General features: G+C 38.5%; 12 protein-coding genes. 5 read left to right on the forward strand and 7 right to left on the reverse strand.

From position 1 onward, the window contains the following. Nucleotides 1-143: 143 nt before the first annotated feature. Nucleotides 144-1,589: a T9SS type A sorting domain-containing protein gene (locus ACFSR3_RS04525; protein WP_379819899.1), complete on the reverse strand. Its 1,446-nt coding sequence runs from the start codon at nucleotides 1,587-1,589 to the stop codon at nucleotides 144-146. 245 nt (nucleotides 1,590-1,834) lie between these two features. Between ACFSR3_RS04525 and ACFSR3_RS04530 the strand changes: the two genes are divergently transcribed. After that, on the forward strand, nucleotides 1,835-2,572 hold the full coding sequence (locus ACFSR3_RS04530; RefSeq protein ID WP_379819900.1) for an MBL fold metallo-hydrolase: 738 nt from the start codon (nucleotides 1,835-1,837) through the stop codon (nucleotides 2,570-2,572). A 47-nt stretch (nucleotides 2,573-2,619) separates the two neighbouring features. Here ACFSR3_RS04530 and ACFSR3_RS04535 read toward each other — a convergent pair whose 3' ends face one another. The 4 genes from ACFSR3_RS04535 to ACFSR3_RS04550 form a co-directional block, all read right to left on the reverse strand. Continuing rightward, entirely contained in the window at nucleotides 2,620-3,897 is a 1,278-nt protein-coding gene (locus tag ACFSR3_RS04535) for a hemolysin family protein (protein ID WP_379819901.1), read from the reverse strand. 15 nt (nucleotides 3,898-3,912) lie between these two features. Further along, complete coding sequence (locus ACFSR3_RS04540) at nucleotides 3,913-4,485, reverse strand: adenylate kinase (protein WP_379819902.1); 573 nt, start codon at nucleotides 4,483-4,485, stop codon at nucleotides 3,913-3,915. A gap of 21 nt (nucleotides 4,486-4,506) precedes the next feature. Then, entirely contained in the window at nucleotides 4,507-5,037 is a 531-nt protein-coding gene (gene hpt / locus ACFSR3_RS04545) for a hypoxanthine phosphoribosyltransferase (protein WP_379819903.1), read from the reverse strand. A 102-nt stretch (nucleotides 5,038-5,139) separates the two neighbouring features. Next, nucleotides 5,140-5,748, reverse strand: a complete 609-nt coding sequence (locus ACFSR3_RS04550) for an acyloxyacyl hydrolase (RefSeq protein WP_379819904.1) — start codon at nucleotides 5,746-5,748, stop codon at nucleotides 5,140-5,142. Nucleotides 5,749-6,126: 378 nt separating this feature from the next. Between ACFSR3_RS04550 and ACFSR3_RS04555 the strand changes: the two genes are divergently transcribed. Both ACFSR3_RS04555 and ACFSR3_RS04560 read left to right on the forward strand, forming a co-directional pair. Then, complete coding sequence (locus ACFSR3_RS04555; protein ID WP_379819905.1) at nucleotides 6,127-6,687, forward strand: hypothetical protein; 561 nt, start codon at nucleotides 6,127-6,129, stop codon at nucleotides 6,685-6,687. A 12-nt stretch (nucleotides 6,688-6,699) separates the two neighbouring features. Beyond that, nucleotides 6,700-7,935: a cation:dicarboxylate symporter family transporter gene (locus ACFSR3_RS04560; RefSeq protein WP_379819906.1), complete on the forward strand. Its 1,236-nt coding sequence runs from the start codon at nucleotides 6,700-6,702 to the stop codon at nucleotides 7,933-7,935. Nucleotides 7,936-8,029: 94 nt separating this feature from the next. Here ACFSR3_RS04560 and ACFSR3_RS04565 read toward each other — a convergent pair whose 3' ends face one another. Further along, nucleotides 8,030-9,313: an MFS transporter gene (locus ACFSR3_RS04565; RefSeq protein ID WP_379819907.1), complete on the reverse strand. Its 1,284-nt coding sequence runs from the start codon at nucleotides 9,311-9,313 to the stop codon at nucleotides 8,030-8,032. A 78-nt stretch (nucleotides 9,314-9,391) separates the two neighbouring features. Beyond that, nucleotides 9,392-10,855: a glycoside hydrolase family 130 protein gene (locus ACFSR3_RS04570; RefSeq protein WP_379819908.1), complete on the reverse strand. Its 1,464-nt coding sequence runs from the start codon at nucleotides 10,853-10,855 to the stop codon at nucleotides 9,392-9,394. 208 nt (nucleotides 10,856-11,063) lie between these two features. On the opposite strand from ACFSR3_RS04570, the gene ACFSR3_RS04575 reads away from it, so the two are divergent. After that, nucleotides 11,064-12,215 carry a 5-(carboxyamino)imidazole ribonucleotide synthase gene (locus ACFSR3_RS04575; protein ID WP_379819909.1) on the forward strand — a complete coding sequence of 384 codons (1,152 nt, stop codon included), beginning with the start codon at nucleotides 11,064-11,066 and terminating at the stop codon, nucleotides 12,213-12,215. A 77-nt stretch (nucleotides 12,216-12,292) separates the two neighbouring features. Then, the gene (purE, locus tag ACFSR3_RS04580; RefSeq protein WP_379819910.1) at nucleotides 12,293-12,781 is read left to right on the forward strand and encodes a 5-(carboxyamino)imidazole ribonucleotide mutase; all 489 of its coding nucleotides are present in this window, start codon (nucleotides 12,293-12,295) and stop codon (nucleotides 12,779-12,781) included. Nucleotides 12,782-12,901: the final 120 nt, after the last annotated feature.

Consider the following 12,901-nt stretch of genomic DNA (forward strand, 5'->3'; position numbering starts at 1 on the left):
TGTTTCGTGGTTGTGGGTGCAAAAGTAAGCTATTTTTATGAATTTGCCTATTTAAGCCACTTTGCACAAAACAGATCTTATTAAAAAACAAAACGGGGCTCAATGGCCCCGCTTCGTCAAATTGACAAAATTTAGTAGTCTCTTTAATTTCTTATAAACATTTTTACAGCCTGAGCATTATTGCCATTAAGCTTAATAAAATAGGTTCCTGAAGAAAGGGTCTCTACATTTACAGAGAATTCTGTTGTATCTACGTTGCCGTTAAGCAGTACTTTACCCGAAATATCAACTATACTATAACCCTGAAGTGAAGTATTTGCAGCTAACGCGATATTAAGTATATTGTTTGTAGGGTTAGGATAAACAACAATTCCGCTCGCAAATGAAGGATCATTAACTCCTAATGTACAATCAGGATTAGCAGTAATTGTTAATGGGTTATCATAAGTACTCATTATGTTATTAGCACATACAGCCATTGCTGCATCAACATGGTACACACCCGGAGTACTAGCTACATAGCTTGCTTCATAACCATCCTCTAAAGGAAGACCGTCTTTAAACCACTGAATGTTGATATAATCTTCTGCAGCTCCCGGTAATGCTAATACCACTGTATCACCTTCACAAATCAGGTAATCAGGACCATCCATTTCTACATCTTCACTTGGTGTTGCAGTGAATGAAAGTGGTAACCAGTTATAGCTGTCAATAAATATCGTATTCGACTCATAAGAATCTTCACCAATAGTTGTAACTACTTTTAACGTAGCCTGATCATAAGTATTCCAGTCATACTCGAAAGATGCAACCGTAGCGTCTTCAATAGCTGTGAATTCTTCCTCACCACCAAATTTCGCATACCACTGATAAGTATCATAACCTACTGCATTAGTTACGAAAGTCAGCCCGTTAGTGTCCGGACAAAGCATCGTATCACCCTGAATCACAAGCGGTGAAGGTGTAGAAGGACCACAATCGTCGCTTGCAACAACATTTACAGGTATTGATGCTGAAGTAGCATTAGGACATATTTCTACCCCTGCAACTACATGGTAAACACCTGGCTCAGTAATAGTGTAAGTAATCGAAGTTGCCCCTTCAATTGCAACACCATCTTTATACCATTGAACAATAGTATAAGGCTCAAGAACTGTTTGTACAATTTTTGCTCCTGTACACATTACATACTTTTGCTGTAACGTTTCTTCATCAAATTCAAAATGTACGTTACCCTGAAGTTGGTTTCTTATTAAAAGACTAGACCAGTTATAACTGTCAATCTGAATTTCATTGGATTCATATGTCTGGCCATCTTTAGTAACTACAACTTTTAAAAGTGCCTGGTCATAAGTATACCAGTCATACGTAAATGATGCAGCGTTAGCTCCCTCAATAGCTTCAAAGTCATCATTTAAAAACCAATACTTGAAATACCACTGATACGAATCATATTCATCAGTATTTGTTATCGTTGCTGTTCCGTCTGTGTAAGGACACAACATTACATCACCTTCAATAGTTGGCGCCTGTGCAAATACTCCACCTGAAAATACAATCAGGAAGAATGCAAATAATTTTTTAATCATTTATAGAGAGTTATTTTTGTTATACTACAAATGACAGTAATGCTGTTTAAAAAACTATTATTTAACTACGGACAAAACGTGACATTTTTAAACGAAAACGTGACACAATCTATAAATCAACACTTTATAAAAAACAAGAATTGAGAATCCTTTAATTAAAAATTACGTATTTTAAATACTATAATTAACTGATGTTTACCCAAACTTAGACCATCATTTAGTAACTTGCATCAAATATGAAATACATGAAGATCATACCGCTCAATGAGGGCATATTTACTGTTACTAAAGACAAAATATTTACTGAAATACAACGGGATGAAGTTGAAACTGCCGATCCAAAACTATTGAAAATGGGCGTATGTCCATTTTTGATAGTGTTGCCTAACAACGAGCTGGTTTTATTTGATGCAGGAACGGGCTATATAAAGAACAACAGAATTGTATTGCTTCAACGCATGGAGGAGACCGGCTACCAACCGGAGCAGGTAAGTAAGATTCTGCTATCACATCTACATAAAGACCACATCGAAGGCTTAGGACAAATTAATGGCAACGCTATTGAGCCCTATTTCCCTAATGCCCAAATATATTATCAGCAAAGAGAATTAGAATATGCTTTAAAACAAACAGAAAGCTATTCGTTCGATCAGGAATACTTAAAACTCTTCACAAAATTACCAAACCTTGTTGCCATGAATGACAACGAGGGCAACATAAACGAATATATTACATATCAGGTAACAGGAGGACACTCTCCTTTTCATCAGGTATTCTGGATAAAAGAAGGAAATGAAACTGCTTTTTATGGCGCTGATAATCTCCCACAAAAAAGCTATCTGAAATTCCATATCGCTTACAAGTCAGACTATGACGGAAAGAAAGCAAAAGAATTGCGATTACTATGGGAAGAACAGGCTAAAGCTGAAAACTGGACAATATTGTTCTACCATGAATTTAGCCGCAATGTAACAACATTATAAACAGAAAAAGCCGGATAAACCGGCTTTTCTTATTTTCTAAAAAAATATTATTCTTTTAGTGATCTTACTTTTACCTCCTGAATCTTTACACCGTCCATTTTTAAAACTTCAAGCTCATAAAGATTCCATGCCAGCTTCTCACCTACTTTTGGTATGTATGAAAGCTCTGTCATTACAAGTCCGCTAACCGTAGTCACTTCATAATCATTCGTCAAATCATCCAGATCAAAATAGGTAAGGAAATCATGCAACGGATAATGTCCGTCTACCGTCCAGGTTCCATCTTCATTAGCAACAAGCTTAAACTCGTCTTCATAAAAATCGGAAGCATCACCTACTAAGGCTTCAAGGATATCATTAAGGGTAATTAATCCCTGGAATACACCATACTCATCTGTTACCAACGCATAGTGCACTTTTGTTTTTTTGAATATCTCAAGTGCCTTGTATGCCGAGGTATGTTCTATCAGATATACAGGCTCTTTTACAATTTCTTTCAGGCTAAAATCATTCCTGTCATAATTAGCAAAAATATCTTTTAGCAACACTACCCCTATCACATCATCCAGGCTTGCCCCATCAATAACAGGATATACAGAATGTAGCTCCTGCAACATAATCTCACGAACCTTTTCATTATTAGAATCAGTAGAAAGATAAGCCACTGATTTACGGTGGGTCATAAGGGAATTTACCTTACGATCTCCAATATGAAACACACGCTCCATAATGTCGTGCTCAATCTCCTGAACCTCCCCGCCTTCTGTACCTTCTTTAATAATGGCTTTGATTTCCTCTTCGGTAACTTTTCCATCTGCCGTTGGGCGAATATTGAACACCTTCAAAAGAAATTCAGTAGACGAAGTTAGCATCCAAATAAACGGAGCCGTGATTATCGAAATGTATTTCATCGGTATAGCTACCGCTTTCGCAATAGTCTCCGGATAGTTAAGCCCTATCCGTTTAGGAAGAAGCTCACCAAGAACCAATGAGAAAAACGTTAGTATAACAACTACTATACCTACTGATATATTAGCTGCATAAGGCTTAAGTACTTCAAAACTTTCGATAAAAACCTTAACATCGTCGGTTACTTTATCACCCGAATAAATACCCGTTAAGATACCGATAAGCGTAATACCTATCTGTACCGTTGAAAGGAACTTATTAGGCGAGTTCGCAAGATCAAGTGCCGTTTGTGCACTTGCATTACCTTTTTTAGCTGCAGATTCAAGACGGTTTTTTCTTGCCGAAATCAATGCGATCTCCGACATGGAGAAAACTCCGTTTAAAATAATCAGAAATAATATTATGGCTATTTCCAAGCGTTAAGTTTTAAATTAAAGCGTATCGATTACCGCGCTCAATCGGTTTGTTATTTCAGCTATCTCACCTATACCGTTTACAGCGTGGAATTTACCCTGTGCTTTGTAATACTCAATAAGTGGAGCAGTTTTCTCATTATATTCCTGGTAACGGTTACGGATAAGTGCTTCATCCTGATCATCCGCACGACCACTCGTTTTACCTCTTTCAAGAAGACGGGCAACAAGCACCTCATCATCTGCCTCAAGAGCAACAGTAGCTGTTACACCCCATCCTTTAGTCTTAAGGAATTCGTCAAGTGCATCAGCCTGTTCAGTCGTACGCGGAAAACCATCAAAAAGAAAACCTTTTGTGTCAGGGTTCTTTTCTATCTCATCCTGCAGCATTTTTATTGTAAGCGCATCCGGAACAAGCTCACCTTTGTTAATATAAGATTTCGCTTCAAGTCCAAGAGGTGTTTCGTTTTTAATGTTGTAACGGAAAATATCACCAGTAGAGATATGAGTAAGGTTGTATTTAGTTTTTAAAAACTCAGCCTGAGTCCCTTTACCGGCACCCGGTTTTCCGAAAAGTACAATATTGATCATTTTATATTTAAGTTGTATTATTTATTCTTTCAATTGATAAACCTCAGGCAGGTTTCGGCCTAATTCGTCGTAATCAAGACCGTAGCCTACAATAAACTTATCAGGAATCTCAAACCCGATATAATCCAATTTTATATCCTGTTTGTAGGCCTCGGGTTTAAAAAACAATGTTGCAATCTTCAATTGTTTCAGGTTATGTCCTTCAAAAATCTTTTTAAGTTCAGCAACGGTGTTCCCTGTATCAACTATATCTTCAATTATAACAACACTTCTACCCTCAAGGCTTTTACTCAGGCCTATAAGTTGTTTTACGCTGTTTGTGCTTGCGGTACCTTCGTATGATGACATCTTTACAAAGCTTACCTCACAAGGCAATGAATATTTTTTCACAAAGTCAGACACTACCATAAAAGAGCCGTTTAAAACACCTATAAATACAGGTATATCGCCTTTAAGATCTTCTTCAGCCTGTTTAACCAGTCTGCCGATTGCAGCATCAATTTCGGCAGCGCTTATAAAAGGAACAAAATGTTTATCGTGAAGTTGTATCACTGTTTTATTATTGTTTAATATTTACGATAATGTGCAAATATACTAATTACCAACCACCTCCTTACAACTACCCCTTGATTTTGCGATAATTTTAGCAGACTATTAAAGTGGCATTATTACACCAAACTGTATATTTTTAGTATTAAATCCTGCATTAGAATCCTGCAGGCCCGCATTAGAAGTGTGTCTGGCCGCAACCCTGACATCAAGACCTACTTTTCCAAATTTGTAGGTAGTTCCCAAAGCAAAGACATCACAAAAAGCAAAACCTTTAGTTAACCTTTCCGTTTCTGTATCCGTTATCATAGGGCCAACATTACCCATTGCATACATACTGAAATCTTCTGTAATATTATAACGTGCAAAAAAGGCAACATTTAATATGTATTCACGAATATCTTTAAGTTTCATGTATTCTATCCTTGTTTCATCAGACTCACCCGGTTTTACAAAATAAGGATTTTTCAATCTGTGGCGTGCGAAATTAACTTCCGGTTGTAAAGCCACCTGAAATTCCCATTTCTTTCCGGGATTTAGCGAATAATAGATTTGTCCCTGAATATAGTTATTGGTATAAGTATAATCAGTATTATTGAATTCACCACCGTTGCCATAAGCAAGACCTACAGTATAACGTGACGTTTTTTCAGTTTCCTGCGCCTGTAGTGCGGCACAGCACAATAGCATTAAGAATGTAATTTTACGAAGCATGGGGCTGTTAAATTGGTTGGGCAAATATACCTATTTTAATATATGATGAACTAACTCTCTTACATTTTAAGAAAACAGGCCAAATGTCCCCACTTTTACGGCAGAATGTCACGTTTTTTCCATTTTGAAATTACCAGATTTTAAAACTCATTTGAGAAATTTGCAGTAGTTAAGATGAGTTTAGACAAACAACCTTAAAGAAATGAAACTGACCTTATTTCGCTTGCCAAACTCAAATCCTCATAAAAAAGGTTTTGTTTAGCTAAGTAAACCGGGAAGCGGCTACAAATCATAAACTACTAATTCGGTCAATTTTGTTAAACGGGGCAATTCGCCCCGTTTTTTATTTTTGTATTTTTCGCTTCAAAACCTAAAACCGTGAATACTAAATTCTATAATCAAATAGTAAACAGCACTGCGCATCGCCCTATTCGTGATTTACTCTCAGGAGAGGTTTTAAACGACAGAAACCTTCTGTCCGACCTGCTTACTATCGCTTTTGACGTTACCGACAAAAACCATCATAAAGCCTGTTGGATATGTGAACTTATTTTTGAAGCTGAGATTGAATGGTTATCTACCTATCTTGATACATTTTGCAAAACCTTATCGCTTTTCAAAAACGAAAGTGCCCTGCGACCAATATCCAAAATATGTCTTTTTGCTGCCGAACAGAACAGTAAGCAAAACGGATTTCTTAGCGCAAAGCACAAAGAACTAATAACCGAAGCCTGCTTTGACTGGCTTATTAACCCGGAAACCAAAGTAGCAACTAAAGCTTATTCTATGCGAACGCTTTTTCTTTTGGGTAAAAATGAAGAATGGATTTATCCTGAACTTACCCGAATACTAACGGAAGACACCCCTAAACATACCGCCGCTTATAAAGCAGCCGCCAAAGATATTCTTAAGAGATTAAGCAAACAGAACCGCTTTTAGTATCTTCGGCAAATGAAACAACAGTCTTCTATAGAACAAAAACAATCAGCACTATATACAATAGTAACCAATCTGACCTTTTGGGTACTGATCGCTATCGTGTGCGGAATCTTACTTGGACATTATTATCCGGCAAACGCAACACAAATGAAATTTATAGGCGACTGGTTCATTAAAATCATCAAACTGTTTATTGGTCCTATTATATTCCTTACCATAGTGCTTGGCATAGCCGGAATGGGCAACCTTCGAAAAGTGGGACGCATAGGCATCAAATCTCTATTGTATTTTGAAATCGTAACTACTTTTGCTCTTGCTATAGGTGTGGGTGTTGCTTACCTCCTTGAACCGGGAAAGATAGATAAAACAGGACTGGATGTTCAGGACGCAAGCCAATATACCTCGGGCGGAAGCAGTTTTAGCTGGTGGCAGTTTTTTTTAGACAACTTCACCTTACAAGTGCTAATTGCCGCAATACTAGCAGGTGTTATTTTAAATTATAGCCCAAAACGCGAAAAAGGAGTATCAATACTTTACGCATGTTCCGATTATGTTTTTAAAGCGTTGAAGATTGTTATGTACCTTGCCCCGCTAGGAGCTTTTGGAGGCATGGCATATACCGTTGGTAAATTTGGACTGCACACACTCATTCCATTAGGAAAACTGATGCTCACGGTATACATCACCATGGGGCTTTTTATTTTTGTTGTTTTAGGTATTATAATGCGTTATTATAAGTTCAGCATATTTGAGTTCATCAAATATATTAAAGCCGAACTCCTTATTGTACTGGGAACCTCATCTTCAGAAGCTGCCTTACCCACCCTGATGGAAAAGCTAGAACAAATGGGATGCAGTAAATCGGTCGTAGGATTAGTAGTACCCACAGGTTATTCTTTTAACCTTGATGGCACCTCCATTTACCTTTCCATGGCTGTTATCTTTCTGGCTCAATTATATAATGTACATCTGAGCTTTGAAGAGATCCTTACCATCATAGGGTTACTAATGATCACTTCTAAAGGAGCTGCGGGTGTTACGGGCAGCGGATTTATCGTACTTGCATCTACTCTTACTGCCATTCATAAAATACCGTTGGAAGGACTGGCCTTTTTACTTGGTGTAGACAAATTTATGAGCGAAGCCCGCGCCCTAACCAATTTTATAGGAAATGGTGTAGCAACCATTGTTATCTCAAAATCGGAAGGTGAATTTGTAGATGCAGATAATCCGAGAATAGAAGAATAGTTTTCAGTCGCAGTCTCAGTAGGCAGTTAGAAAAAAGTGAAGTACCCATTGACTGCCACACTTACTGAAAACTGAGACTGCGACTGAATACTGATTACTCTTTTTTCTCCTCTTCATCAAAACCGAATTTTCTTAGCTGCGGTGCACTGAAGAATGTTATAGCAATTACCCCCAGTGTGAGGCAACCGCCTGCTACAACTGCCCGAACCGTGCCTAACCAATGCGCCATAACACCACTTTCGAAATCACCAAGCTCATTAGACGAGCTTACAAAAATGGTATTAACTGCTCCAACACGGCCACGCATGTCATCCGGTGTTACCAACTGTAGTATAGTGCTTCTTATCACAACGCTTACTGCATCAAACATTCCCGAAAACAGTAAGAACGCAAAGGAGAGTATAAAATTAGTAGATAGTCCAAAACCTATAATACAAAGTGCAAATCCGGTCACAGCGACGAACAGTTTACGCCCGGGATAAGTTTTCAACGGCAAAAAGGCCAGTATAGCCAGTGTAAGCATAGCACCTACACCCGGTGCTGATCGCAGTAATCCGAAACCTACCTCGTCTACATGTAATATTTCTTTTTGATATACCGGCAGTAACGCTACCGCCCCACCAAATAAAACCGAAAACATATCAAGCAGCTGGGCACCAAGCAACACAGGAGTTTTAAGTACAAAGCGAATACCCTGGGTAAGACTTTGCAGCATAGGTTCTTTTTCCTTTTTCAGTATAGGTTTCGTTTTTATTGAAAGAATAGGAATAAGCAGTAGCAAAAGAATGATAACCACCGTAAACATTCCTGCTAACACACCATCTAAAGCTATAGCAAGTCCTGCTGCCAAGGGTCCCAGCATAGATCCTGTTTGCCAGGCCATACTACCCCAGCTTGTAGCATTGGCAAAATTCTTTCTTGGCACTATCAAAGCGAACAATGAAAAAACAGAAGCCCCCATAAACGAACGAACTATACCTCCACAAAAAACAAGGAAATAAATAAAATACAATGTTGTATTTACACCTAGTTCATTAAGTGAAAAAGGAGTAGTAAGCGTAAAAAGACACACCGCAATAATAGCATAGGAAACAATGCAAAAGAGCACCATCTTCCGTTTTTCGTTAAGGTCTACGAAATGTCCTGAAAAAAGGGAACAGCCTATAGCAGGAATTACCTCAGCCAGACCAACCAAACCTAAAGAAAGCTTATCATTAGTGATATGATAAACCCAGTAATAGATAATGGTAATTTGCATATTAAGGGCAAAAATGAGCCCAAAACGTATGCTGAGAAATGACTGGAATTCTTTTATCTTTAACGATGGGTTCTTAGCCCAAAATCCGGTTCCTGATTCTTCAGGCAATTCATTTTCCAATGTGTTACACTGTATTGGTTATTCTGAAAACAAATATACTTTATAACTGAACACTGCGACTGAATACTGCAAACTAAATTAGCCCCCGTTTTTCAATCTGTCAAGCAATGTATCAAGATTTACCGTAGCAAAACCCGAACTGTGGTCTGACAATCCATAAGGAATAATCAGTTCACCATTATGTATTATTCCTCCGCAGGAATACACTACATTAGGCACATAACCTTCTCTCTCATCAGGATTAGGCACAATCAACGGATCTTGCAGTCTTCCGATCTCTATAGAGGGATCATTTATATCCAACAAAGAAGCTGCAATACTGTACCTCCGCATTGAGCCTACGGCATGGGTAAGAACAAGCCATCCGGCCTCTGTTTCAATTGGTGAACCACAGTTTCCTAACTGAACAAACTCCCATGGATATTTTGGTTCCTGTATCTTTACAGGATCATCCCATTCGTTAATATTGTTGCTATACATCAGGTAATTGTTCCAGCCATCAATACGAGAAAGCATTGCATATTTTCCATTTATCTTTCTTGGAAACAAAGCCAGATTCTTATTTTTTGCTCCTGCCCCATTTAGCGGACTAGTCTTGAACTCATAAAAATCACTCGTCTTTAAAAGTTTAGGCATAATATGTACACCATCATAAGCGGTATAAGTCGCATAGTAGTATATCTTTCCGTTATCATCGGTAAACTTAACAAAACGGGCATCTTCAATACCCTTGCTTTCAAAATCAGAAATTGGAAAGATAACTCTGTCGCTAATGTCGGTATCTTTAGAAAAAGATATTCTTCGGTAACTATCGGACAATGCCAACACAAGATTATACTGCCTTATGATTTTAGCATCAGACGTTCTGCCCTTTGCTTCTACCACCAGCCCCTTCAGTTGTTCATAATCAAAACGGTCATCTAGCTTTTCGGTAACATCATTAAGGAATCCTTCATTTATATCGGCCTCCTGTGCCTTTTTAAGAAACAGGTGTTTCTGATAAATTACATTATGTATCTTTTCAGCCTCATCTATGTAGTTACTGGCCGGAATTACGGTAATATCATTATTCCTGTCAATGATCGCCCTACGGAATGCTACTGACGAAACGTGTCCTTCCCCAACCGCCCTGAAGCTTATAATAACACGTAACTGTCCTTCCTCAAGATTGGTTTGGTCGGGATCCGGAATAACAGACGGATTAAAGAATGCTGCCGACTCAATAGAATACTCATGGGTAAAGTAAGATCCTATAAGCAGTTTGCAAAACTCATCCATTTTCTCAAAATCACCTCCGGCAATATCAATATAGCGTTTTACGCGCTCGCAATTGCGCAAGAGTTTGCGGGTAATATTCCTGTGCCGTTTGGAGAAATCCTGCAACAGTGGTGATACCAATGCAAAAACCTCATCTTTATCCAACACCAGTATTTTTCGAATCAGCTCAACAGCGCGCTCTTCTCCATTAAAAAAATAACGAGCTATAACACGGGTAGCATCCGGCGACACCTTAACGGGTTTCCTTTCAATCGTCAGTCTCATAAGGATAGTATTTATATCTGCTAAAGGGGGCAGATTTTGTGAACCTCTAAAATACGAATATAATTTATATCAATATCGGGCTAAAATGCTAAAGTTAAGGTAAAATACTACACGAAAACTACATAAAGAAGCCAGGAGTAATGATAGCGAAATGTAAAATTCACAATAGTTTTAAGTATCTTTGCGGTTGCAAAATAAAAGCTGATAAATGAATTATTTTTCTTCTGATTTTAAGTTAGGCATTTTAGGGGGCGGACAGCTTGGCAAAATGATGCTAACCGATACCCGTAAATTTGACATTCAAACGTATGTACTGGACCCTAGTGATGAAGCTCCCTGCAAGATAGGAAGCAACAAATTCTTTAAGGGCGATCTTATGGATTTTGATACTGTATATAACTTTGGAAAACAGGTTGATGTCCTGACTTTTGAAATTGAACTGGTAAATATTCCGGCTCTTGAAAAACTGGAAGCAGAAGGTATTAAAGTATATCCTTCACCAAAAACCCTTAACCTTATACAGAATAAGGGAACTCAAAAAGATTTTTACGCACAACATAATATACCAACTGCCGAATATAAAAGATTTGACAATCTTGACGCACTAAAAGAGGCTGTTGCTAATGGAGCGTTTTCTTTTCCTTTTATATGGAAAAGCACCGAAGGTGGTTATGACGGAAATGGCGTTAAAGTAATACGCTCTGCAGAAAGCTTTAACGGAATGCCAAATGTACAGTGCATTGCTGAGGTTATGATACCTTTCAAAAACGAGCTTGCTGTTATTGTTGCCAGAAATCCTTCAGGCGAGATAAAGACTTACCCGGTTGTAGAAATGGAATTCCACCCAGAGGCCAATCAGGTGGAATATGTTATATGCCCTGCCCGTATTGACGATGCCGTTGCTAATAAAGCACGTGCCATTGCCCTTAAAGTGTCTGAGCATTTTAACCACGTAGGCCTTTTGGCAGTAGAAATGTTCCAGACGGAAGATGACCAGATTTTAGTAAACGAGGTAGCTCCAAGACCACACAATAGCGGACATTACTCTATTGAAGCCAGCTATACATCACAATTTGAACAACACATCCGTGCTATACTTGACCTGCCACTTGGAAACACAGACAGTAAAGTAGCCGGGATCATGGTAAATCTTGTGGGAGCGGAAGGCTTTTCGGGAAATGTTGTTTACGAAAACATCGAAAAGATAATTGGTATGGATGGCGTAACCCCTCACATCTATGGAAAGAAACAAACAAGGCCTTTCCGTAAAATGGGACACGTTACCATAGTAAATGAAGACATTGCCGAAGCACGCAGAATTGCAGCCGAAGTAAAAAACACAATACGAGTAATAGCTTAATAGTTTTCAGTCACAGTCACAGTCGCAGTCTTCAGAATTTCCGACAACTGACAACCATCAACTAACAACAATAGAAAATGAAAGTAGGAATTATAATGGGCTCTATATCGGATATGCCGGTAATGCAGGATGCCATAGATATATTAAAAGAATTTGGAATCGAAACAGAAGTAGATATCGTTTCGGCTCACCGTACACCCGAAAAACTTTTTGAATACAGCACCACAGCACATACCCGTGGTGTAAACGTAATTATTGCAGGTGCAGGTGGAGCAGCCCACCTACCGGGAATGGTAGCGAGTATGAGTCCGCTTCCGGTAATTGGCGTACCTGTAAAATCAAGCAACTCTATTGACGGATGGGACAGCGTGCTTTCAATTCTTCAAATGCCTGGAGGCGTACCTGTAGCAACAGTAGCTCTTAACGGAGCTAAAAATGCAGGTATACTTGCAGCGCAGATATTAGGCAGCCAAGACAAGCTTGTACAGGCAAAAATGATCGCTTATAAATTAAGCCTTAAAGAAGCGGTAAACAAGGCGTCTGAAGAATTGAAGAATAGAAAATAGTTTTGTAACTTTGGTAATGCTATGATGCATGAACCGGAAAAATAAAACAACAACATACTAAATGCCTTGAAGGTGCTATCTAAAACAGGAGCATCTTCAGGGCATTTTTAATTTATTATA

The organism is Flavobacterium suzhouense (assembly GCF_042684765.1).
GTDB classification, from domain to species: Bacteria; Bacteroidota; Bacteroidia; order Flavobacteriales; family Flavobacteriaceae; genus Flavobacterium; species Flavobacterium suzhouense.